The sequence below is a fragment of the Nocardia sp. bgisy118 genome (assembly GCF_057708605.1).
The window spans coordinates 52570-74616 of record NZ_JBYISM010000025.1; the positions used below are offsets into that span (position 1 = coordinate 52570).

Here is a 22047-nt window from a genome sequence, read left to right on the forward strand (position 1 = left end):
CGGCGAGGAATCCGCGCATCGGTAGCGCTCAACCCGCGGGCCAGGCCGCCATCGCGCAGTCGATGGATCGGGTGAGCTCGTCCAGCGCCGCGCCGTCCCTGGCTTGGATGGACAGCCCGTAGAGCATCGTCGTGTAGAACGCGGCCAGCGACGCGGTGTCGGTCTGCGCGGGCAGATCGCCCTCGTCGACCCCGCGGCGCAGGCGCGCCTGGATGTGGTCGGTGGTCTCCTTGCGCTTGTCGACGAGGAAGTCGCGCACGCCGGTATTGCGGGTCGTGTAGGTCGCACCTGCCAGCACGACCATGCAGCCGTGTGGTTTGTCCCCGACCGTGTAGGCCGCGGCGTTGTCGCGCAGCATCGCCTCGATGGCGGCGCGGGCGGTGGGCTCCTCGCGCAGGGCGCGGTCGGTGTAGCCGCCGTCCGTGCGGCCGTACAGCTCGATGGCCTCCCGGAACAACGCTTCCTTGCCACCGAACGCGGCGTACAGGCTGGGCGAGTTGATGCCCATCGCGGCGGTGAGATCGCTCATCGATGCGCCCTCGTAGCCGTGCTCCCAGAACACCTCCATGGCCCGGCGCAGCGCGATCGAGCGGTCGAAGGCCCGGGGACGACCCCGTTCTGCCACGGCGGACTCCTTTCTGTGTCGATCGTTAAATATACCTCTTGACGCCGCAGCGGCCGTGGGCTTAGCTATTTATGTACTGATCGACACAAAAAGGAGGAGTACCGATGTCCGACCTGACCGGCAAGGTGGCACTGGTGACCGGCGGCAGCAGGGGGATCGGAGCGGCCATCGCCCGGCGACTGGCCGCCGCGGGCGCGGACGTCGCGCTGACCTACCAGAGCGCGGAAACCGCCGCGAAATCCGTGGTCGCCGAGGTCGAGGCGCTGGGCAGGCGCGCGATCGCCGTGCGCGCCGACAGCGCGGACGCGGGCGAGGTGGCGGACTCGGTGCACCGCGCCGCCGCGGAACTGGGCAGGCTCGACGTGCTGGTGAACAACGCCGGGATCTTCCCGAGCAAGCCCTTCGAGGAGTTCACCGTCGAGGAGATCGACCGGGCGCTGCACGTGCACGCCCGCGCGGCGTTCGTCGGCGCCCAAGCCGCCGTCGGACACATGACCGAGGGCGGCCGGATCATCAGCATCGGCACCAATCTCACCGATCACGCCCCGTTCGGCGGCCTCGCGCTCTACAACCTGAGCAAGTCGGCGCTCAACGGATTCACGAAGGCGCTGGCGCGCGAGCTCGGCCCGCGCTCGATCACGGTGAACCTGGTGCAGCCGGGTTCGACCGACACCGACATGAATCCGGCCGACGGCGAACACGCCCCGACCCAGGTCGGTCTCTCCGCACTCGGCCGCTTCGGGACCGCCGACGACGTCGCGTCCACCGTGGCGTTCCTTGCGGGACCCGCGGGCCGCAGCATCACCGGCGCGATGCTCACCGTGGACAGCGGCGCCAATGCCTGACGCTCAGCCGGTGAAGTAGCTGCCCGGCGAGACGCCGACGGTCCGCCGGAAGGCCGCGACATAGGCGCTCGGCGTGGCGTACCCGACCCGCCCCGCGATCCTGGCGATCGGCAGGCCCGCCGCGAGCAGCGGCAGCGAGGCGGCCAGGCGGACCTGGGTGCGCCACTGCCCGAAGCCGACGCCGGTCTCGGCGAGGAACAGCCGGGCCAAGGTGCGCGTACTGGTCGCCACGTCGGCGGCGAACTCCGCCAGCGTGCGCTGGTCGGCGGGGTCGCGGGTCAGCGCGTCGGCGACGGCTCTGGCGCGAAGATCCTCGGGTTGTCGCGCTCCGATCGGGATGACGTCCACCGGCTCGAGCAGATCGAAGATCACCGCCTCCGCGCGTTCCCGGCGCGCGGCGGTGCGGGCCGCGGCAGGCGTGGGCGCGGTGAGGTGATCGAACAGTTCGTGCAGCAGCCGGGTCACCCGCACCATCGTCGGCACGGTGTAGGTGACCGGGCAGCGATCGGGTTCGAGGAAGATGCCGCGCATCGCGGCGCCGTCGGCGGTGCCGGTGCGATGCGGGTGGCCGCCGGGAATCCACAGCGCTCGCGTCGGCGGAAGCACCCAGTGCCCGTGGTCGGTCTCGACGACCAGGACTCCCCGTGCGGCCCAGGCGATCTGGTGCTGCGGGTGGGCGTGCGTGTCGAACCAGTGTCCGGCGGGCAGCGCGCCGACGCCGAACACCATGGCGGTCGGGCCCGACGGGGCCGGATACAGCGCGGGTTGGCCGTTGCGCGACACAGTGTGTCACCGTAGCCTCTCGCCAACGCTGCCGGGGATTCCTAGCGTCGAGTGCATGCCGATGAACCTCTTGCACCGCATGCTCTGCCGATCCGCGCTCTGGGAGCGCACCAGCGCGACGCGCATCGTGCCGTGGGCGCTGACCGGGCTCGATCTCGGCGCCGCCGCGCTGGAGATCGGTCCGGGCTACGGCGCGAACGTGCGCACCCTCGCGTCGCGCACCGGCGCTCTCACCGGACTCGAGATCGACCCCGGCCTCGCCGCGCGGCTGCGCGACAGGCACGGCGCGGACATGACCGTCGTCGGGGGCGACGGCGCCGCTATGCCCTTGCCGGACAGCGCATTCGACGCCGTCGTCTGTTTCACGATGCTGCACCACGTGCCTTCGGCCGCTGTGCAGGACGCGGTGTTCGCCGAGGCGCTGCGCGTGCTGCGCCCCGGCGGGGTGTTCGCGGGCAGCGACGGCCTCGACAGCCGCGGTTTCCGGCTGCTGCACGTGGGCGACACCTGCGTGCCGGTGCCCCCGGACACCGCGGCCGAGCGACTGACCCGCGCCGGCTTCACCGACGTCGATATCGAGACGGGGACGACGAGTTTCCGCTTCCGCGCGCGCCGTCCCGCGGCCTGAGCCGTTCTCAGGCCGGTTCGAAGTAGCGGCCGGGGTCGAGGGTGTTGATCGGCGTCCAGCGCGGCTGTTCGGTGCGGACGTCCGAATCGTTGTGCGCCGCTTCGAAATATCCCCGGATTTCCAGCGCCAGCCGCGGGTTCTCGTCGACCCGGCGCGCCATGTCGTAGAGCGTCGCCAGCACGTGGACGCAGCGATCGGTGCGCGCCGAGCACGAGCAGTCGACGGCCGCGAGCTCCGGTGCCGGAGCCACACCGGCGGTGACGAGCGCGCGATGCATCTCGTCGGTCAGCAGAGTGGGATCCGGGATCACTTCGGCGATCGCGGCGACCGACTGACGAGACAGCGGCGCGACCTCCAGATGGGTCACCGAGGCCTGACCGCCGCGATGGATGTGGGCGCGCACGACGCGGCCTTCGACGGTGGCCTGGACCCCCTGATTGCGGGCGATGCTGCGGGCGCGGGGCAGCAGCGGTTCCGGCCGGGTCTGGCGCAGCGGCTCGGCGAGCCGCACCCAGTCCATGCCCCAGGGGGTGTAGCCGAATTCGTTGTCCGCCATCAGTTCTCTCGCTTCCGCCGCAGGATCTCGACTAGCTGGTCGTCGTCGAGGCGGGCCAGCGCCGCGATGCCCGCCGAGTCCGAGAGGTCGGTCAGCGCGGATTTGCGGTCGTGCATGCCCGCGATGTGCTCTTCGACGGTGGTGCCGGAGGTGAGCGTGGTGATGGTGACCGTGCGGGTCTGGCCGATGCGGTGCGCCCGGTCGGAAGCCTGCGCTTCCACCGCGGGGTTCCACCAGCGGTCGAAGTGGACGACGTCGGCGGCGCGGGTCAGGGTGAGCCCGGTGCCCGCCGCCCGCAGGCTCAGTACCAGCACCGGCGGCCCGTCCGCGGACTGGAAGTCGCGCACGATCGCGGCGCGCTCGGCCTGGCTCAGCCCGCCGTGGAAGAACGGCGCGGTGACGCCGAACTGTTCGGCCAGATGGCGGACCAGCAGTTCACCGGTCTGCCGGTACTGGGTGAAAATCAGTGTCGGCGAATCGGTCTCGAGGTTGGTGGCCACGATGTCGGTGCACAGATCCAGCTTGCCGGAACGGCCCGGTAGTTCGGCGAGGTCGCCGGTCACCAATCCGGGGTGGTTGCACACCTGCTTGAGCGCGGTCAGCGCGGCGAGCACTCGGCTCTGTCGTTGTGCGCCGGAACCGAACCCGTCGTCGATGGCTCGGTCCAGCAGCCGGTCGTAGAGCTGCTCCTGTTCGGGCGTCAGGTCACAGAGCAGATCGGTGTGGATCTTGGCGGGCAGCGCCGCCGCGACCTGGAACTTCTTGCGCGCCAGCACGACCGGTTCGATGGTGTCGCGCAGCCGGGCCGCGGCCACGGCCGAACCCTCCTGGATAGGCCGGACGAAGCGGCGGCGGAACTGCCCGCGATGGGCGAACAGGCGCGGCGCGATCAGATGCAGCAGCGCCCACAGTTCTTCGAGGTGGTTCTCCACCGGTGTGCCGGTCAGCGCGACTTTCGCGGGACTGGCGAGCGCACGGGCGGCCTTGGCGAGCTGAGTGCGCGGATTCTTCAACGCCTGCGCCTCGTCGAACACCGTGCTCGCCCAGTCGCGTTCGGCGAGCACGTCTCCGTGCAGCCGCAGGATCGGGTAACCGGCCACGACGACGTCACCGGGGCCCGCGGCCGGCTCGCCGCCGCGCCAGGCGATCGGGCGCAGATCCGGTGCGAAGCGAATGATCTCGTGCGCCCAGTTCCCGACCAGCGACGTCGGGCAGACCACGAGTTGCGCGCCCTCGGTCGCGCGTCCGAGCAGAAAACCGATGGCCTGCACGGTTTTCCCGAGACCCATCTCGTCGGCGAGCACCGCGCCGCCGAAGGCCGCGGTGGTCTCGGTCAACCAGCCGACCCCGCGCGCCTGATAGGGGCGCAGATCGGCGCGCAGCGTGGTCGCCAGGTTCGCGGCCATCGCCTCGGTGTCGAGCAGCGTGCGCAGCGCGCGGGCCTCGGACACGATCGCGGTGCCCGCGGCGTCCGGGACCGCGTGGGCCGCGGCGGGCAGCGTGCTGCCGGGTTCGCCGCCGCGCAGCACGGTGTGCCAAGCCCGCAGCGACGCGCCCGCGTCGGGCAGCCGGGGCGCGGTGAGCGCCTCCGTCGGAATCGCCCCCGAGCGGCCCGGTTCGGTCACGGGCCGCGTCGAGGTCGTCGCGGCGAATGCGACGCCGGATGCGCCCATGGTTCCCGGTGTGATCCCCACGATCGACACCGCACCCAGGTCGAGTGCGGCGAGTTCCGCGGGTGGGATCAGCGCGCAGTCGACCTCGGTGATCTCGATCGCTCCGCGCGCGCCGGTGGGCACCGCCAGCGCGAGCGTCTCGCGATCACCGAGACCGGTGGGCGCGCGACCGGTGCCGTGGCCCGTCCAGATCCACAGCGCGAAGAGATGGCGGTCGGGCAGGTAGGTGGCCTGTGTGCTGGGCAGAGCGAACCCCTAGATCATCGTATGGCGTACGGAGTATCGTGACAACGTACACCGTACCGGGTTTGTTCCGAGGAGTCCCTTGTCCCAGGAGAGCGACGACGATCAGGCGAAACAGCTGCTGCACTTGCTCTGGCGCCAGGCGCTGCCGCCGCGCGCGGGCGGGCGCGGGCCGAAGCAGACGGTGAGCGTCGACGCCGTTGTCGCGGCAGCCGTCGCGCTGGCCGATCGCGACGGGTACGAGAAGGTGTCGATCCGCGCGGTCGCGGCCGAACTGGGCCTGCGGCCGATGAGCCTGTACACCTACGTGCCGAGCAAAGAGGCGCTGACCGTGCTGATGGTCGACGCCGTCGCCGCCGAGGACGCGCCCATCCCCGCCGAGCTGCCGGTGCGGGAGCGGATCGCCGCGATCGCGCGGCAGGTGCGCGCCGAGGTGCTCGCGCATCCGTGGCTGCTGGAGGTGTCGCCCTGGCGCGCCGTGCTCGGGCCCGGACGGATGCGGCGTTACGAACGTCAGCTGGCTGCCCTGGAGGGGGTCGGTCTGACGGATCTGGCGATGGACCGGGCGATCGCGGTGCTGACCGAGTTCGCCACCGGGAACGCGCGGATGGCGGTGGCCGCGGCCCGTGGCGCCGCGGAGCTGAGCGACGCGCAGTGGTGGGAGCGTTACGGTCCGGAGCTGTCGCGGGTCATGCCGGTCGAGGAGTTTCCCCTCGCGGCGCGGGTCGGCGCGGCGGTGGGGGAGCGGTATCAGGCGCCCGCGGATCCGGACGGCGCTTTCGAGTTCGGGGTGGGCCGCCTGCTGGACGGCATTCTCGCCGACCTCGACGCGAAGTGATGTGACCCAGAACACTGTGATGTGCAACACATGTGGGTCGAACATGCCGCAGCAGGCGACGATTCGTCGCCCGCTGCGGGTAGGCCATGTTCTGTTGTTCGATGCTGTTGTGTCGGGAAGCGAAAACCGGTCAGAGGGCGGGAGCCGACTCCGTGTCGATCACGGCCTCGAGCTCACGCAGCCGATCCATGTGTTCGTTCGCGTGATGCTGGCAGAAGAGCAACTCTCCACCTGCGGGCAGAACGGCACGCACTCGGGCAGCCGCCCCGCAACGGTCGCAACGATCGACCGCGGTCAGTGGGGTGCTTGTCAGGGTTCCTGGCATGACTCCTCCGTCCTGGCTCCCGGCACTACAGTCCGTTCACCTGGTGTGGGGCCCGTGGTCACTCACCACGAGCTCGCTACCGCTACTTCCCAGCAGTGGTATGACTACTCTGTCAGACGTTCGGGACGGGGGCATTGTTCCCGCAAGTGATTCTGTGTGTTTTCTCTAACACGACCTGGTATTTCGCTCATGGCGAACATTCCAGGTCGGGGACCGAACCGCACTCGATCACCCCACGAACACGCCTATCCAGTTGGTCTGTTGGGAGATTACCCGTGACCTACGACACTCACACGCTGGTTCACCTGTGTACTTTGCCGGAGTGGCGCAACGCTCGGCAAACCGGCGAGCGCAGGCCACCGTCGTTGGCCGAGGTCGGCTTCGTTCACCTTTCCACTACGCGGCAGGTGCACCTGCCCGCCAACCGGCTCTTCGCCGGTCGGCGCGATCTGGTGCTGTTGCGCATCGACGCGAATCTGCTCGTGGATCCGGTGAAATGGGAGCCCGGCGTGCCGACGGACCCGGAGTCGATGCTGTTCCCGCATCTGTACGGGCCGCTCCCTGTCAGCGTCGTCACATCGGTGGAGGAGTATCTGCCGGGCCCGGACGGAGCCTTCGCACCGCTGGTGGAGTGAGCCCGCCGGTCAGCGCTCGCGCGCCTGCCGCGCGAGGATGGCGGCCTGAACACGGGACCGCACACCGAGTTTGGTGAGCACGCGCGAGACGTGGGTCTTCACGGTGGTCTCCCCGATGAACAGCCGCGCCGCGATCTGCGCGTTCGACAGGCCGTCGCCGAGGCAGTCCAGCACCTCGCGTTCGCGTTCGGTGAGATCGGCGAAGCCGTCCGGTGCGGCGGGTCCGGCGTCGGCGACGGAGGACGCGAACGCGGCGATCACGGCCCGGGTGACCTCCGGCGCCAGCACCCCGTCGCCCGCGTCGACCGCGCGCACCGCGTCGACGAGTGCTTGTCCCGACGTGGATTTCAGCACGAACCCGGACGCGCCCGCGCGCAAGGCGCGAAAGACGTACTCGTCCAAGTCGAACGTGGTGAGGATGAGCACGCGCGCCAACGCGTCGGCGGTGATGCGTTCGGTGGCGGTGATGCCATCCACGCCGGGCATCCGCACATCCATCAGCACCACATCGGGCCGCAGCGCCTTGGCCTGCGCCACCGCGATGTCACCGTCGGCGGCCTCGCCGATCACCTCGATGCCGTCGGCGCCGTTCAGGATCATCCGCAACCCCGCGCGAATCGCGCCGTGATCGTCGGCGATCAGCACGCGAATCGTCATGCCACCTCCGCTGTTCGGGTCATGCCTGCGCCTCGCTGACGCTCGGCTCCGGCATGCCCCGGAGGGGCTGCCACACGATTCGCTCACTGCGTTCGCTCATGCCTGCGCCTCGCTGACGCTCGGCTCCGGCATGCCCCGGAGGGGCTGCCACACGATTCGCTCACTGCGTTCGCTCATGCCTGCGCCTCGCCGACGCTCGGCTCCGGCATGCCCGCACCTTGCTCCGGCATGCCGAGTGGCAGACGGGCGCGTACCGTCCAGTCTGCGGCTTCCGGTCCGGCGGTGAAGCTGCCGCCCAGTGCGGCGGCGCGTTCGCGCATGTTCATCAGGCCGCGATGCGCCGCCGCGGAATTCGCGGGCTCGGACGAAACCACCGCGGCGCGTGCCGCATTGCGCACCGTGACGTCGAGGGCCGCCGGATCGGCGCGCACCGCGATGTCGACCCGCTGCCCCGGCGCGTGCTTCATCGCATTCGTCAAGGCTTCCTGGATGATGCGGTAGGCGGCCTGGTCCACCGCGCTGGGCAGCGGCGTGCCGTCGAGCGAATCGGCAACGCGCACCGATGTTCCCGCCGACCGGGCGGCGTCCACCAGGATCGGCAGCTGGGCCAGCGTGCGCGGGGCGACGGTCTCGTCCTCCGCACCGTCGTCGCGGCGCAGCAGACCGATCATGATGCGCATCTCCTGGAGCGCGTTGACGCTGTTGGCACGGATCGAGCCGAGGATCCCGGCCATCGCGGGGTCGGAATCCCGGCGGGTCAGCTCGCCGAGCGCCGCCTCGGATTGGATCGCGATGGCCGAGAGGTGTCCCGCGATGACATCGTGCAGATCGCGCGCCATCGTCTTGCGCTCGTCGGCGATGGCCGCGCGCCGGTCCAGTTCGGCCACCAACGCCATCGCCTGCACCCGCGCGCGTTCGGCCGCGGCGATCTCCTTGTGTGTCCGCACCGACAGCCCCCACCAGATCGGCGTGCCGACGAAGGCCGCCGCCGCGGCGACCGCGAGCACCAGCGCCCGCCAGTCGCCGGTCGTTACGAACACCGCCACCGTGATCACTGTCGTCAGCGCGGCGCAGCCGATCGCCACCCAGCGCGACACCGCGCGCGTGCCGTACAGGACGGCCGCGTAGATCAGATCCGAGTACAGGAGCCACACCGGCACCGTCGCGCCGAGCGCCAGATCGATCCCGAGCGGGACCAAGCCCGCGAGCAGCGCCGCCAGCGGCGCCCGCCGCCGCAGCAGCGCCACCGCGCACAGCAGCGCGAGCACACCGAATCGGACGCCGAGCGACGTGTCGGTGCCGCCGCCGGCCATCGGGTACAGCCCGGACAGGTACAGGAACGCGCCGAAGGCGAACGCGAAGGCCGCGACCAGCGCGTCCTGCGCGGTCGCCGACAACGCGTGCCACTGCTTCACCGCCTCATCACAGCACACGGGCGAGCGCGCGCGGGTCCGCCGAAGTAATGAGTTCGCCGTCCGGTGACGCGCCGATCGGAGGTTCGGTCGCGCTGCCGGCCGGGTACTGCCTTGTGATGGTGGTACCCGCGCTGGCGCTCATCGCGGGGAGGTCGCTGCTGCACATCAGGATCGAACCGCTGCCGGCTCGGCTGGACGCCTTCCTGTCCCGGCACGCCGACAGCGCGACCGGGTGGGCGCCGGCCATCGCGGGCATCGTTCTGGTCCGCGGCGCCATCGGCGGCCTTGCCGCTGGTTAGCCCCCCAGAGAGTTAGGCTGAACAAGTGAACGTCGACGTCACCGCACTACCCGGGATCGGGGTACGCAAAGACTTCGAGGCCAGGTCGGGCCGCCGGATCGGCGTGGTCGACCACCGCGACGGAGGCATCGATCTGATCGTCTCCAAGCTCGACGACCCGGACGCGTGTGCCGCGCAGGTGCCGCTGACGAGCGACGAGGCGGCGGTGCTCGCCAACCTGCTCGGCGCTCCGCAACTGGTGGCCTCGCTCCGTGAGGACCATCGCGACCTGCCGGGCATCACCACCCGGCAGCTGCCGATCGCCGACGAGTCGCCCTACGAGGGCCGCACCCTCGGCGAGACGGCGATGCGCACTCGAACCAAGGTCTCGATCGTCGCGGTGATGCGCGCCGGTCAGCTGCACCCCTCGCCCGGGCCCGATTTCACCTTCGCCGCAGACGATCTGCTCGTAGTGGTAGGCACCCCCGACGGCTTGGACGCCGCCGCGAAGATCCTCTCGCACGGTTGACCCGTGAGCGCGACCGCACTCGCTTTCCTCGAGCTCGGAGCGGTGTTCTTCGCTCTAGGCATGTTGGGGCGGGTGGCGGGACGATTCGGCATGTCGCCGATCCCGCTCTATCTGCTGGGGGGATTGGCGTTCGGGTCGGGCGGGTTCATCGACCTCGCCGAGGCCAACGAATTCGGTCATGTCGCGGGCGAGATCGGCGTGGTGCTGCTGCTCCTGTTGCTCGGCCTGGAATACACCGCCGCCGAGCTGATGACCGGTCTGCGGCGGTCCTGGCCCGCTGGCTTGGTCGACATCGTCGTCAACGCGATCCCCGGCGTGGTGGTGGCGCTGCTGCTCGGCTGGGGCGCCGTCGGCGCGATCACCATGGGCGGCGTCACCTATATCTCCTCCTCGGGCATCGTCGCCAAGGTTCTCAACGATCTAGGGCGGCTCGGTAACCGCGAAACCCCGGTCGTGCTCTCGATTCTGGTGTTCGAGGACCTGGCCATGGCGGTGTACCTTCCGATCCTCACCACCATCCTCGCGGGGCTGAGCTTCCTGAGCGGACTGCGGTCGCTCGCCCTCGCGATGGTGACGGTCACCCTGGTGCTGCTGGTGGCGCTGCGGTTCGGCCGCCACGTGTCGTCGATCGTGGACAGCTCCGACAACGAGGTGTTCCTGCTCAAATTGCTGGGCGCGACGCTGCTGGTGGCGGGCGCCGCCTCGGCGCTGAACGTCTCGGCAGTGGTCGGCGCGTTCCTGCTCGGCATCGCGATCTCCGGATCGACGGCGCACCAGGCCGCGAAACTGCTGGAGCCGCTGCGGGATCTGTTCGCGGCCATCTTCTTCGTGGCCTTCGGGTTGAGCACCGACCCGCGCGCGATCCCGCCGGTGCTCGGCTGGGCGGTGCTGCTGGCCGTGGTGACCACGGTGACCAAGGTCGCGACCGGGTGGTGGGCCGCGGGCAGGCAAGGCATCAGGCGGATGGGCAGGGCAAGGGCGGGGGCGACGCTGGTGGCGCGCGGTGAATTCTCGATCGTCATCGCGGGATTGGCGGTGAGCGTGGGCGCGGTCGCGAGCGAGCTGGCCCCGCTGGCCTCGGCCTATGTGTTGCTGATGGCGGTGCTCGGCCCGGTCGCGGCGCGGGTGGTGGAGCCGCTGGTGCACTTGGTGCGACCCGAACCCGGCCCCGCGGTCGCCGCCTAGTCGGCCTCGGCGTTCGATGCCGCGGCGCGGCGGCGCTCGACGCGAGTCCAGAACGCGGTGGCGATTCCGCCGACCGCGAGGCCGATCAGGGCCGCGCACAGGTGGCCGTAATCGGTGAAGGTCGGCCCGATCCAGATCGCCGCGACGAGCACACCGACGAGCACCGCCGCCCAGACCAGCCGGACGGGCCCGCGGAACCGGAACGCCATCGCGGCCAGCACCGCCGTGAACCCGTAGCTGGCGCCGACATCAGGGGCGATGGCCACGCGCACCGGAATGAGGCGGCGATCGATGGCGTAGGCGATGCCGGTGACGGTGAGCAGCGTGGCGCCGATGTGCCCGGTGGCGAACAACAGGATCCAGCGGCCGGTGCCGAGCCAGCGCTCGGCGGCCGCCATCACCACGAGGAACTCGAGGATGGTCAGCCACGGGAAATCGCCCTCGGTCCAGAACGCCGACGCCACCAGCACCTGCACCGGATCGCGCCGCATATTGGCGAGATTTGTGGACGCGGACAGGATCAGCCGATGCTCGACCGCCTCGCCGACGCCGCGCAGTGTCCACCAGGTGACGAAGAGGGTGAAGGCGTACGCGGTACTCGCGGGCGCGGCCCCCAGATGCCGCCGGATCGCCGGGATCACGCGGCGCGGCAGGTGCGGGCGACGCAGTCCTTCGATGCCCTTCCGCAGCTCGTCGCCGAGGTCGACGGTCCGGACCCACGGCGCGCTGATCGGAGTGGCTGCCACACAAGCAGTCTGCCGGGTGCCCGGCCGTCGGATGCGCAGGACGCGCGCCGTCGAGCCCGCGTGTGGCCACGGTGGGCGACGGCCGTGCGTGCGTCGGCGACAGCTGTTGTGCTTCCGCCCGTGCCGGTGCGCGTTCTGGCCGCCGGGCCCGATGTGCGCTGCGCGCCTGTCGCGACCGGGGTTGGTATGCGGCTCGACCCTGGCGGTTATTGCCCCCGGCGCGGAACGTCGCGGGTCGTCGGCCAGTACGGTGTCCCGTTGATCGGTGCGACGGAGGCGGGAGCCGATTCCGGTCGCGGTTCCGGGCGGGGCGGCGGCGTCGGCGCGACGTTCTCCGCGGTGACCGTGCCCAGCGGGGGCGACGCCGCGAGGTTCTGGGCGAAGGGGCGCACCGTGGCCGGCGGTATCGAGGCGAGGTTCTCGGTGGCAGGACGCTCGATGGTCGGCGGCGGTGTGGGTGCGAGGTTCTCGGCCGCGGGGCGCACGGCGACCGACGGTGTGGGGGCGAGGTTCTCGGTGACGGCTCGCGTGGGGGCACGGCGCGCGGGCGGCGTCGGCGCGACGTCTTCGGCGGCCGGACGGATGGCGGCCGCGCGTAGCGGCGGCAGGTCGATGTCGTGCTCGATCGAGGTGAGACTCACCGCGATCAGCAGCAGCATCGTCACGATGCTGATGCCGACGATCAACGGCGCGAGCAACTGCATCGCCCCCGTGCCCGCGACCGGCCCGCCGTGGCCTGCGCTGTGCGCGTGCATCGAGGCCATGCCGATGTAATGCATACCGCACACGGCCAGACCCATGATCCCGGCCGCGCCGGTGGTCGCCAGAAAACCGTTGACCCGCAACGTGAACCACAGCGCCACCGTCGCCGCGATCACCGCGATCGCCACCGAGAGCACCACCATCGGCAGGTTGTAGCTGATGGTCGCGCTCGACTTCATCGCGAACATGCCGATGTAGTGCATGGCCGCCACGCCGAGGCCGGTGACGGCGCCGCCCGCGAGCAGCGCGATCAGCGTCGGCCGCGGGGTGACCACGACGAACAGACCGATGCCGACCACGACGATCGCGGTCGCCGCGCTGAGCAAAGTGAGCGGCACGTCGTAGCGGATCTCCGCGCCGCGGATCGAAAAGCCAAGCATCGCAATGAAATGCATGACCCAGATCCCGGTGCCGCCGATGGCGAACGCGGCCAGTACCAGCCAGCCTGCTCTGCCCTCGGCAGCCCGGGCCCGCGCGGCGCACTGCAAGCCGAGCAGCGACCCGGTGAAGGACATGATGTAGGCCAGCAGCGGCGTCAACCACCCGTAACTGAAGTGGTGAATGTCGAGCACGTGAATCCCCATGGCTGGGCCGAGACCGCCCGGCGTTGAAAAACTTGTGCGTCAGACTGTACGGCAGCCGGGCTCGCGAAGCCGTGTTCCTGTCAGTGTTTTGGATCACTTTCAGGTTTGATTCCATTTGGAAAGTGGTAGGAGGCACGGACTCTCGCGAAACGCCCGGAACGACAACGGGCCCGCATCCCCGTTCCGCCGCCGAAAGGCAAGCGGCACAAGGGATGCGGGCCCGAAGGTCCGTGCGGTGATCAGTCCAGGTAGTCGCGCAGCACCTGGGAGCGGCTGGGGTGGCGCAGCTTGCTCATGGTCTTGGACTCGATCTGACGGATGCGCTCACGGGTGACCCCGTACACCTGACCGATCTCGTCGAGGGTGCGCGGCTGGCCGTCGGTGAGGCCGAAGCGCAGCCGGACCACGCCCGCCTCGCGCTCGGACAGCGTCTCCAGCACCGACTGCAGCTGATCCTGTAGCAGGGTGAAGCTCACCGCGTCGACCGCGACGACGGCCTCGGAGTCCTCGATGAAGTCGCCGAGCTGGCTGTCGCCCTCGTCGCCGATGGTCTGGTCCAGCGAGATGGGTTCACGCGCGTACTGCTGGATCTCCAGCACCTTCTCCGGCGTGATGTCCATTTCCTTGGCCAGCTCTTCCGGGGTGGGCTCGCGGCCCAGATCCTGGAGCAGCTCGCGCTGGATGCGGCCGAGCTTGTTGATGACCTCGACCATGTGCACCGGGATGCGGATGGTACGGGCCTGGTCGGCCATGGCGCGGGTGATGGCCTGCCGGATCCACCAGGTGGCGTACGTCGAGAACTTGTAGCCCTTGGTGTAGTCGAACTTCTCCACCGCGCGGATCAGACCGAGGTTGCCCTCCTGGATCAGGTCCAGGAACGCCATGCCGCGACCGGTGTAGCGCTTGGCCAGCGACACGACCAGTCGCAGGTTGGCCTCGAGCAGATGGTTCTTGGCCCGGTTGCCGTCGCGCACGATCCAGTTGAAATCGCGGCGCATCGCGACGGGCAGCTTCTCGCCCGCCTCGGCGAACTCGCGCACCTTCTCCGCCGCGTAGAGACCGGCCTCGATCCGCTTGGCGAGCTCGACCTCCTCCTCGGCGTTGAGCAGCGCGACCTTGCCGATCTGCTTGAGGTAGGCGCGCACCGAGTCGGCGGAGGCGGTGAGCTCGGCGTCCTTGCGCGCCTGGCGCAGCGCCTCGGACTCCTCCTCGTCCCAGACGAAGTCGCCGGAGGCCTTGTCCTTCGCCGTCGGCTCCTCGGTGCCTTCGGCTTCGGACTCTTCCTCGTCGTCCTCGGCGGCGTCCTCGGCCGTGTCGTCCGCCAGGTCCGCGTCGTCGGCGAGATCACTCTCGTCGACCTCCAGATCGTCCAGATCCTCGAGATCGACCTCGTCCTCCGGCGCCTCCTCGGCGCCGGGCTCGCCGTCGGGGCCTACCTTCTTGGTGGCGGCCTTCTTCGCGGGGGCCTTCTTGGCCGCGGCCTTCTTCGCGGGCGCCTTCTTGGCCGCAGCCTTCTTGGCCGGTGCCTTCTTGGCGGCAGCCTTGCGGACCGGCCGTGCTGCGGTTACATCTGTGGAGTCGGCGTCGGCCGATTCGGCGGTCTGACGGGTCGTGGCTACCACGTACGCCCTTTCGTGACGGTCTCGTGCGGCGTCACGCCAGAGTTGTGTTCCGGCGGAGCGGTCTGTCGGGTTTCACCGGCGGAGGGCCGGTCGGGTTTCTCCGGCTCACCGCCGGGCATGTTCCATTGTAACGATCCAACCAGGGTACTCACGGCACGATGCCACTTGTCGCACGCCCGCCTCGCGCGTTTTCCGCGTCGCCGCGCACCACCGCCACGCCGGTCACGGGAGGATGCCCGCGTCGATCGCCATCGCGGCGCCGACGATGCCCGCGGTGTTCCGGAGATGGGCGGGAACCACCGGAGTCCGGTTGGTCAGCAACGGAATCCACTGGTCGGCGTCGCGGCTGATGCCGCCGCCCGCGACGAACACTTTCGGCCAGAACAGGTTCTCCAGACCGATCAGCACGGTGCTGACCTCCGTGGCCCACTGTTCGTAGCTGAGGCCGTCGCGATCCTTGATCGAGGCCGCGGCGCGGTGCTCGGTCTCGATGCCGCCGACCTCGAGGTGGCCGAGTTCGCTGTTGGGCACCAGCGTGCCGTTGTACAGCAGCGCCGAGCCGATGCCGGTGCCGAAGGTCAGCAGCAGCACCAGCCCGTCGTATCGCTGCGCCGCGCCGTAGCGGTCCTCGGCGAGTCCGGCCGCGTCCGCGTCGTTGAGCACCGTCACCGGCCTGCCGCCGAGCGCCGCCGAGAAAAGGGCGCGCGCGTCGGTGCCGATCCAGCTCTTGTCGATGTTGGCGGCGGTGCGTGCCACGCCGTCGAGCACCACGGCGGGCAGCGTGATGCCCACCGGGCCGGGCCAGTCCGCCTCGGCGACCAGCTTGGCCACCGCGTCGGCGACGGCCTGCGGGGTCGAGGGGTGCGGGGTGGCGATCTTTATCCGCTCGTGCGTCAGCTCGCCGGTCGCTAGATCGACCGCGGCCCCCTTGACGCCGCTGCCGCCGATGTCGATACCGAATGCGTGCCCCCGAGCGGACATGGCTAACCCCTCGTTCCCTTAGCTGGCCGGTGAGATGACAGCGCCCACCGCACCGGGCCCACGACGCCGCCGGAGCGGATGCGGTGGGGTGCCCGACGACGGCGCTGTGTCGTGCACGACAAGAGTAATGCGCGATCGGTGCTGTGCGCCTCGGAGGATCTGTGATGCGATGGGCGGCGTGCCGCAATCCACCACTCCCGTAGCCGAAGACTCCGCCGCCGACCCCCGCGAGACCGCGTCCGAACTGCGCCGCATCGCGGTCGAGCTCGCCGAGCGGGCCGCCGCGCACGTGCGCGCCCGCCGCCCCGAAGTGTTCGGCCCGGCCGGTGTCGCGGCCGAGGGGGCCGTGCAGACCAAAGGTCACGCCACCGACCCGGTGACCGTGGTCGACACCGAGAGCGAGGAGCTGATCCGCGGGCTGCTCGCCGAACTCCGCCCCGGCGACCCGATCGTCGGCGAGGAAGGCGGCGGCAGCCTGGCCGCCGATGACGACGCGGTGCACTGGGTGGTCGATCCGATCGACGGGACCGTCAACTTTCTCTACGGCATCCCCGGATACGCCGTCTCGGTGGCCGCGATGCGCAACGGACAGTCCGTGGCGGGCGCGGTGGTCGACGTCGCGCGGGCGGTGACCTACAGCGCCGCGCGCGGCCTCGGCGCGACGGCCACGGCCGCCGACGGCACGGTCGAGCAGCTGCGATGCAATCCGATCGAGGACGTCTCGATGTCGTTGGTGGCCACCGGATTCGGTTACGGCACGCACCGGCGCGCTCGGCAGGCCGAACTGGTCGCGCAGGTGCTGCCCCGGGTACGCGACATCCGTCGCTTCGGCGCGGCCGCGCTCGACCTGTGCCATGTGGCCGCCGGGCGGGTCGACGCGTACTACGAGCACGGACTCCATGCCTGGGACTGGGGTGCGGGCGCGTTGATCGCCGCGGAAGCGGGCGCGCGCCTGACGCTTCCGCCCGCGACCGCGACCGGAACGGCGGGCGATCTCGTCGTCGCCGCGGCGCCGGGAATCGCACGGGAACTCGGCTCGCTGCTGGCGGAAATCGGCGCGACCGAGCCGCTTCCGGATCGTTGATTCCGAGCCGCGCCCGTGAGTGGCGCGGCTCGCCGTCGGTCAGCCCCCGGTGACGTGCCGGGGGTCGGTGGTCGAGCTGTTCGGCGTCAGCAGTGCGCGGTGCGCGCGGCGTCGAGCAGGTCGGTGTCGATCGCGGGGCTGGAACCCGGCGCCGGGTTCTTCAGCGAACGCAGCACCTCTTCGGCGTCGTTGCTCGGGCGCAGGTCACGGAACAGCGAGCCGAGCACCAAGTCCACGGTGTCGTCCTCGCGCTGATCCTCGATCAGCTCGGCGCAGGGCGCGACCAGTTGCACCGACGCCGCGGCGGGCCTGCCGTTCACGCCGAAGCGGATCTGGCCGGTGCATTCCAGGTCGCCGTTGACGTATATGGAATCGTTGCCGTACTGGGTTCCGGACGCGCTCGCGAAGCCGAGGTCACCGAGCTGCGCGGCGACGTGCGCGGCCTGGCCACGCTGGTTGTTCGCGTTGAGCACGCGCACCTTGCTCACTGCGAGCGGCGCGGGTTCCACGTCCTCCAGGCGCGACGGGCCGACCCGCTGGCCCAGTTTGGGCGCGGGAGCCTGGGACGCGCCCGTATCGCTGGCTGGGCTCGGCGAGCTGCAGGCCATCGCGGTGGTGTCGGTGTCCTGCGTCGTCAGCGCCTTGATCCACACGATCGCGCAGATCAGCGCCATGACGCCGAGCATGATGAGCCAGGGCTGGGGGTGGCGACGCGCGTAGGGTCGTCCCTGCGAATCCGACGCGCTGCCTTCGGTGATCAGTGAAACCACGAGCCACACTCTACGAAAATGTCGCGGTGGGGGTACGGAAGGTCTCGGCGAGTTCGACCGTTGGTGTCGATTCCCCGACAGTTTCGACTCGGCTGTGTTTTGATTGCGACTTTTGTCGCGCGGTCCGCTATTGTCTGGCGGCCCAGATCGAATCACCAGCGGCGAAATCGGTGGTCGGTCGCGGGAACAAGTAGGGCATGTCCTGCGTTTACCGAGCGCTACCGGGTATGGGTCCTAGTGATCCTCCCTGATAGGTGACCGGTGCACGTGTGATGTGCACCACCGGCGGGGCGGTGTGGACGCCCGATTCCGGCGAGGAATCGGTGTGTCGGCAGCCGGTCCGGGATATACGGAGTAAGGACGAGGGGAAGACGACATGGCAACCGACTATGACGCACCGCGGCGCACCGAATCCGACGATGTGTCGGAAGATTCGCTGGAGGAGCTGAAGGCTCGTCGCAACGAGGCGCAGTCCGCCGTCGTGGATATCGACGAATCCGATACCGCGGAGTCGTTCGAGCTTCCCGGCGCGGATCTGTCCGAGGAGGTGCTCTCGGTCCGGGTGATCCCGAAGCAGGCCGACGAGTTCACCTGTTCCAGCTGCTTCCTTGTTCACCACCGCAGCAGGCTGGCCAGCGAGGCCGGCGGTCAGATGATCTGCATGGATTGCGCGGCCTGATCGTCCGCGGAGTTCGGAACGCGGCCGGGCCACCGGGTTCGGCCGGGGATAACTGTCAGCCCGCGCTCGGCAGCCCGAGCGCGGCAAGGACCTTTTCCGGCCGGCGGGTACTGATCAACCAGTACGGCGTCGGATCGTCCGGATCGTCGAGGACCAGCAACACCATCGGGCCGATCCACGGCCGGTGTTGCACGTAGGCTGCGGGATCGAGCTGGCGGCCCAGAGCCGCACTCTTGGCGGTGGGAGCGACCACCGCGGCGCGAGACACGAAATTCACCGGCAGATGGGCGCGATCGGCGCGCAGCTCCGGTGTCCCTTCGGCGTCCTCGGCCACCGCCACCCGATGGCGGCTCAACCACAACAGCACCCACGCGGGGATCGGGAACAGCAGAACGTAGGGCAGCCAGGCCCGGATTCCCGGTGCGCCCATGTGGATTTCGGCGGCGAGCAGCCCGGCGATGCCGAACGCGACGGGCCACCACCACAGCGGCACCCAGAGGCGCTCACTGTAAGGCTCGCGAGTCCGCTTCTCGTTGTCCGTCACCGAAGGGTTGGGCCTGTCCGACACGACTCAACAGTAGGCCACCGTCCCGCCAGGCGAACGCCGAGGTACGCGTAGGCTCGACCAACGTGAGCGCACTTTCACCGATACCCCTGCTGCGGCTGGATCCGGGCATTCCCGTGCCGACGCGCGCCCATGAGGGCGACGCGGGCGTGGACCTGTGCACCACCGAGGACGTCATCCTGGAGCCGGGCGAGCGGGTGCTGGTCGGCACCGGTGTCGCCGTGGCGCTTCCGGTCGGCACGGTCGGGCTGATCCATCCCCGGTCCGGACTGGCCGCCAAGGCAGGGCTGTCGGTGGTGAACACGCCGGGGACCGTCGACGCGGGCTACCGGGGCGAGATCAAGGTGTGCCTGATCAATCACGATCCGCGCACGCGCATCGAACTGCGTCGTGGCGACCGGATCGCGCAGCTGCTGGTGCAGCGGGTGGAGTTGGTGGACTTCGTCGAGGTCGACCGGCTCGACGAGACGACGCGGGGTGCGGGCGGCTACGGGTCCAGCGGCGGTCACGCCAGCCTGGGCGCGGAGCCCGACGGGGTAGGCCGGGCGACCGGCCGGGAGGCGTGAGGCGATGTTCGGAAAGAGAAAGAAGCAGTCGGACCGGTTCGCCGAGGACCAGTACGACGAGTACGGCGAGTACGACGACGCGGAGTACGACACCGACGAGCTGCCCTACGTCGAATCGGCTGAGGACGCAGCCGGTTTCGACGACCGCCCGGCGGGTGAGCAGACCGGCCCCTACGACTACGACGATGTGTCCGAGCTGCTGGACGCGGTGGTCGAGCAGCGTCTCGACCTGGGTTCGGTCATCCTACCGGTGCCGCCCGGCGGCCAGCTACAGGTGGAGATGAGCCCCGACGGCACCCCGCAGGCGGTGCACCTGGCCACCGAGCACGGCCGCATCACCGTCGCCGCCTACGCGGCGCCCAAATCGCCGGGCCAGTGGCGCGCGGTGGCGGCCGACCTGGCCGACTCGCTGCGCAAGGAGGGCGCGCGCGTCGCGGTCGAGACCGGTCCGTGGGGCCGCGAGATCCTGGCCATCACCGAGGGTGCGGACCTGCGCTTCATCGGCGTCGACGGTTACCGCTGGATGGTGCGCCTGGTCGCGGCGGGCCCCTCGGGCGCGGCCGACGACGGGACGCCGCTGGTGGCCGCGGCCCGCGCGATCCTCAGCGAGACCATCATCCGGCGTGGCTCCGATCCGCTGCCCGTGCGCGACCCGCTGCCGGTCGTGCTGCCGCAGCAATTGGCCGAACAGCTGGCCGCCGCCCACCACGCGCAGGTCGAGGCGCAGCAACAGCAGATGGCTGCCCAGGTCGCCGCGGCCCAGACCCCGGTGCGCGCGCAGCCGCAGTCGCTGCCACCGCAACCGCGTCGCGGCGCTGACGGCTCCGCGATGCAACAGCTCGGTCTGAACTGAACTGAACTGACCCCGGCCGTACGCGCGGCCGCCACTGTCATCGGTGGTGGCTGCTGTGTGGGCGTTTCGCTTGCCTCGCGGGGGCTGCTGTGTGGACGCTTCACCTGCCTCCCGGCGTCGCTGCGCGGACGCTTCACCGGCGTCTCGGAGCGTCGTCCCCCGAGCAAGGCCGCTGCGCGGATCGTGAGGCCGGTGATCGTGAGGCCGGTGATCGTGAGGCCGGTGATCGTGAGGCCGGTGATCGTGAGGCCGGTGATCGTGAGGCCGGTGATCGTGAGGCCGGTGATCGTGAGGCCGGTGATCGCGAGGCCGGTGATCGCGAGGCCGGTGATCGCGAGGCCGGTGACCGCGAGCGGTCCGCGAGGTCGGGCGTCGGTCAGAAGGTCGGGTCGGGTCGGTCGAAGGCGGTGAACCCGATGTGTCCCAGGATCGCCGGGGCCGCGCCGAGTTCGGCGAGGGTGGTGCGGAACAGTCGCGCGTGCGGGATCAGCCGCGCCCACTCTTCGGCCACCGCGAGCGGATGGACCGGGTCGTCCTCCGCAGTGACGACCGCGACCGGCACGTCCACGGTGGCGAGCCGGTCGGTGCTCGGCCACTTGTAGTCGGCGGCCTCCTCCAGCGCCTGCGGCAGGTGCGGCCACTGGGAGCGCCAGGACTGGGTCAGCGCGTCGGCCAGCCAGCGCGGGCTGCTCGCCCGCATCCGCGCGATGACGGTCTCCAAGCCGTCGGCGCGCAGCTGTTCCGCGGTCACGGCGGCGCTGAGCGCGGCCGGGCAGCGGGCGGTGTCCGAACCCGTCCACGCGGGCAGTGCGGCGACCACGCCGGCGGTGGATTCCGGGTGCGCGCCCGCCCATTCGAGTGCGATCGCCGCGCCGAGCGAGATGCCCGCCGCCAGCACCGGTCCGCGCGCGGCGGCCGCGTCCAGCGCGGCGTGGCAGCTCGACACGACCGCCCGCGGATCGGGATCGACCGCGATCAGCTCGAACCCGCGGGCCGCGCTCGCGGGACCGAAGGCGCGCCTGGCGAAATCGGCGTCGGAGCCGGTGCCTGGAAGCGCGACGACGAGGGGAACCGCAGGTCGTGTGGCCCTCGTGACATGTGGGGTGTCGAACACCGGGTCGAGCGTAGCGGGGGTGGCCATGGGCATCTACAGTGGCGGGTGTACGGCCAACAGCCGGTCGTCACAGAACAACCACGATGGCGTGTGACCCGCGCCATCTGTGCTAGCAGGAGAAGCGTGCAATGCCATCCGCAGCCTCAGGGTATTTTCGACGTCTGGGCCGAAGGCTGACCGAGGACATCGACCAACTCGATGCCGAGGAGCTGGCCGAGACCGCCGAGGCGTCGGGCGCGTGTCGGGCGTCCGAGTGTCGTCGTGGAGACGAAGCGACGATGCTGGGTCGACTACGGAGTGTCGAGGCCTGCCCCAAATCGTCGGGCGCCAGTGTTCAGGCAGAATTCTTCGACGGCACCGATGCCATCACCTTGGTCTGGATCGGCCGCCGGCGCATCCCCGGCATCGAACCGGGGCGGCGCATCCTGGTCCGTGGCCGGGTCGGCGACCGCGATGGCCGTAAGGTGATCTTCAACCCCTACTACGAATTGCGCGGGAACAGCTGA

Annotated in this window: 26 protein-coding genes; 12 read left to right on the plus strand and 14 right to left on the minus strand. The window is 70.3% G+C overall.

The window, feature by feature from the left end; translation table 11 throughout:
* Window positions 1-28: 28 nt before the first annotated feature.
* Window positions 29-625 (minus strand): TetR/AcrR family transcriptional regulator, encoded by a 597-nt coding sequence (locus AC3EO7_RS26910; protein WP_435592724.1) that lies wholly within the window; start codon window positions 623-625, stop codon window positions 29-31.
* A gap of 104 nt (window positions 626-729) precedes the next feature.
* On the opposite strand from AC3EO7_RS26910, the gene AC3EO7_RS26915 reads away from it, so the two are divergent.
* Window positions 730-1470 (plus strand): SDR family NAD(P)-dependent oxidoreductase, encoded by a 741-nt coding sequence (locus AC3EO7_RS26915; RefSeq protein ID WP_435592725.1) that lies wholly within the window; start codon window positions 730-732, stop codon window positions 1468-1470.
* Between the two features lie 3 nt (window positions 1471-1473).
* Here the strand turns inward: AC3EO7_RS26915 and AC3EO7_RS26920 are convergent, their stop codons facing one another.
* Complete coding sequence (locus tag AC3EO7_RS26920) at window positions 1474-2253, minus strand: AraC family transcriptional regulator (protein WP_435592726.1); 780 nt, start codon at window positions 2251-2253, stop codon at window positions 1474-1476.
* Window positions 2254-2308: 55 nt separating this feature from the next.
* Between AC3EO7_RS26920 and AC3EO7_RS26925 the strand changes: the two genes are divergently transcribed.
* Window positions 2309-2881, plus strand: coding sequence for a class I SAM-dependent methyltransferase (locus tag AC3EO7_RS26925; RefSeq protein WP_435592727.1), 573 nt, complete (start codon window positions 2309-2311; stop codon window positions 2879-2881).
* A 7-nt stretch (window positions 2882-2888) separates the two neighbouring features.
* On the opposite strand, the gene AC3EO7_RS26930 is transcribed toward AC3EO7_RS26925, so the two are convergent.
* Window positions 2889-3437 (minus strand): hypothetical protein, encoded by a 549-nt coding sequence (locus AC3EO7_RS26930; protein ID WP_431970879.1) that lies wholly within the window; start codon window positions 3435-3437, stop codon window positions 2889-2891.
* A complete protein-coding gene (locus tag AC3EO7_RS26935; RefSeq protein ID WP_435592766.1) occupies window positions 3437-5110 on the minus strand; it encodes a DEAD/DEAH box helicase in 1674 nt (557 codons plus the stop codon). The genes AC3EO7_RS26930 and AC3EO7_RS26935 overlap by 1 nt, the downstream gene beginning before the upstream one ends.
* A 325-nt stretch (window positions 5111-5435) precedes the next feature.
* Here AC3EO7_RS26935 and AC3EO7_RS26940 point away from each other — a divergent pair, with 325 nt between their 5' ends.
* On the plus strand, window positions 5436-6191 hold the full coding sequence (locus tag AC3EO7_RS26940) for a TetR/AcrR family transcriptional regulator (RefSeq protein ID WP_435592728.1): 756 nt from the start codon (window positions 5436-5438) through the stop codon (window positions 6189-6191).
* A 130-nt stretch (window positions 6192-6321) separates the two neighbouring features.
* On the opposite strand, the gene AC3EO7_RS26945 is transcribed toward AC3EO7_RS26940, so the two are convergent.
* On the minus strand, window positions 6322-6516 hold the full coding sequence (locus AC3EO7_RS26945) for a DUF7455 domain-containing protein (protein ID WP_029903635.1): 195 nt from the start codon (window positions 6514-6516) through the stop codon (window positions 6322-6324).
* A gap of 275 nt (window positions 6517-6791) precedes the next feature.
* Between AC3EO7_RS26945 and AC3EO7_RS26950 the strand changes: the two genes are divergently transcribed.
* The gene (locus AC3EO7_RS26950; protein WP_431970881.1) at window positions 6792-7151 is read left to right on the plus strand and encodes a DUF952 domain-containing protein; all 360 of its coding nucleotides are present in this window, start codon (window positions 6792-6794) and stop codon (window positions 7149-7151) included.
* Between the two features lie 9 nt (window positions 7152-7160).
* Here AC3EO7_RS26950 and AC3EO7_RS26955 read toward each other — a convergent pair whose 3' ends face one another.
* Both AC3EO7_RS26955 and AC3EO7_RS26960 read right to left on the minus strand, forming a co-directional pair.
* On the minus strand, window positions 7161-7808 hold the full coding sequence (locus tag AC3EO7_RS26955; RefSeq protein ID WP_431970882.1) for a response regulator: 648 nt from the start codon (window positions 7806-7808) through the stop codon (window positions 7161-7163).
* Window positions 7809-7981: 173 nt separating this feature from the next.
* Window positions 7982-9223 (minus strand): sensor histidine kinase, encoded by a 1242-nt coding sequence (locus tag AC3EO7_RS26960; protein WP_435592729.1) that lies wholly within the window; start codon window positions 9221-9223, stop codon window positions 7982-7984.
* A 47-nt stretch (window positions 9224-9270) separates the two neighbouring features.
* Here AC3EO7_RS26960 and AC3EO7_RS26965 point away from each other — a divergent pair, with 47 nt between their 5' ends.
* Genes AC3EO7_RS26965 through AC3EO7_RS26975 form a run of 3 tightly spaced genes read left to right on the plus strand, consistent with a single transcriptional unit; the run spans window position 9271 to window position 11215 of the window.
* A complete protein-coding gene (locus AC3EO7_RS26965) occupies window positions 9271-9522 on the plus strand; it encodes a hypothetical protein (protein ID WP_435592730.1) in 252 nt (83 codons plus the stop codon).
* A 25-nt stretch (window positions 9523-9547) separates the two neighbouring features.
* Window positions 9548-10030 (plus strand): cation:proton antiporter regulatory subunit, encoded by a 483-nt coding sequence (locus tag AC3EO7_RS26970; protein ID WP_431970885.1) that lies wholly within the window; start codon window positions 9548-9550, stop codon window positions 10028-10030.
* A gap of 3 nt (window positions 10031-10033) precedes the next feature.
* Complete coding sequence (locus AC3EO7_RS26975) at window positions 10034-11215, plus strand: cation:proton antiporter (RefSeq protein WP_431970886.1); 1182 nt, start codon at window positions 10034-10036, stop codon at window positions 11213-11215.
* Here the strand turns inward: AC3EO7_RS26975 and AC3EO7_RS26980 are convergent.
* The 4 genes from AC3EO7_RS26980 to ppgK all read right to left on the minus strand — a co-directional run bounded on the left by AC3EO7_RS26980 (window position 11212) and on the right by ppgK (window position 15910).
* A complete protein-coding gene (locus AC3EO7_RS26980; RefSeq protein WP_431970887.1) occupies window positions 11212-11961 on the minus strand; it encodes a rhomboid-like protein in 750 nt (249 codons plus the stop codon). The two genes, AC3EO7_RS26975 and AC3EO7_RS26980, sit on opposite strands and share 4 nt — an antisense overlap.
* A 206-nt stretch (window positions 11962-12167) precedes the next feature.
* A complete protein-coding gene (locus AC3EO7_RS26985; protein WP_435592731.1) occupies window positions 12168-13295 on the minus strand; it encodes an MHYT domain-containing protein in 1128 nt (375 codons plus the stop codon).
* Between the two features lie 251 nt (window positions 13296-13546).
* Entirely contained in the window at window positions 13547-14929 is a 1383-nt protein-coding gene (locus tag AC3EO7_RS26990) for an RNA polymerase sigma factor (protein WP_431970889.1), read from the minus strand.
* Window positions 14930-15151: 222 nt separating this feature from the next.
* A complete protein-coding gene (gene ppgK, locus AC3EO7_RS26995) occupies window positions 15152-15910 on the minus strand; it encodes a polyphosphate--glucose phosphotransferase (RefSeq protein ID WP_435592732.1) in 759 nt (252 codons plus the stop codon).
* Window positions 15911-16079: 169 nt separating this feature from the next.
* Between ppgK and AC3EO7_RS27000 the strand changes: the two genes are divergently transcribed.
* A complete protein-coding gene (locus tag AC3EO7_RS27000) occupies window positions 16080-16994 on the plus strand; it encodes an inositol monophosphatase family protein (RefSeq protein ID WP_431970891.1) in 915 nt (304 codons plus the stop codon).
* 86 nt (window positions 16995-17080) lie between these two features.
* On the opposite strand, the gene cei is transcribed toward AC3EO7_RS27000, so the two are convergent.
* A complete protein-coding gene (gene cei / locus AC3EO7_RS27005) occupies window positions 17081-17764 on the minus strand; it encodes an envelope integrity protein Cei (protein ID WP_431970892.1) in 684 nt (227 codons plus the stop codon).
* Window positions 17765-18140: 376 nt separating this feature from the next.
* Here cei and AC3EO7_RS27010 point away from each other — a divergent pair, with 376 nt between their 5' ends.
* Window positions 18141-18443, plus strand: a complete 303-nt coding sequence (locus AC3EO7_RS27010) for a DUF4193 domain-containing protein (protein WP_067779587.1) — start codon at window positions 18141-18143, stop codon at window positions 18441-18443.
* Between the two features lie 55 nt (window positions 18444-18498).
* Here AC3EO7_RS27010 and AC3EO7_RS27015 read toward each other — a convergent pair whose 3' ends face one another.
* Window positions 18499-19011, minus strand: a complete 513-nt coding sequence (locus AC3EO7_RS27015) for a DUF3093 domain-containing protein (RefSeq protein WP_435592733.1) — start codon at window positions 19009-19011, stop codon at window positions 18499-18501.
* Window positions 19012-19073: 62 nt separating this feature from the next.
* On the opposite strand from AC3EO7_RS27015, the gene dut reads away from it, so the two are divergent.
* Window positions 19074-19574: a dUTP diphosphatase gene (gene dut, locus AC3EO7_RS27020; protein WP_431970894.1), complete on the plus strand. Its 501-nt coding sequence runs from the start codon at window positions 19074-19076 to the stop codon at window positions 19572-19574.
* A 4-nt stretch (window positions 19575-19578) separates the two neighbouring features.
* Window positions 19579-20427, plus strand: a complete 849-nt coding sequence (locus tag AC3EO7_RS27025) for a DUF3710 domain-containing protein (protein ID WP_435592734.1) — start codon at window positions 19579-19581, stop codon at window positions 20425-20427.
* Window positions 20428-20803: 376 nt separating this feature from the next.
* Here the strand turns inward: AC3EO7_RS27025 and AC3EO7_RS27030 are convergent, their stop codons facing one another.
* Window positions 20804-21568, minus strand: a complete 765-nt coding sequence (locus tag AC3EO7_RS27030; protein WP_431970896.1) for an alpha/beta fold hydrolase — start codon at window positions 21566-21568, stop codon at window positions 20804-20806.
* 101 nt (window positions 21569-21669) lie between these two features.
* Here AC3EO7_RS27030 and AC3EO7_RS27035 point away from each other — a divergent pair, with 101 nt between their 5' ends.
* Complete coding sequence (locus tag AC3EO7_RS27035) at window positions 21670-22047, plus strand: OB-fold nucleic acid binding domain-containing protein (RefSeq protein ID WP_067849155.1); 378 nt, start codon at window positions 21670-21672, stop codon at window positions 22045-22047.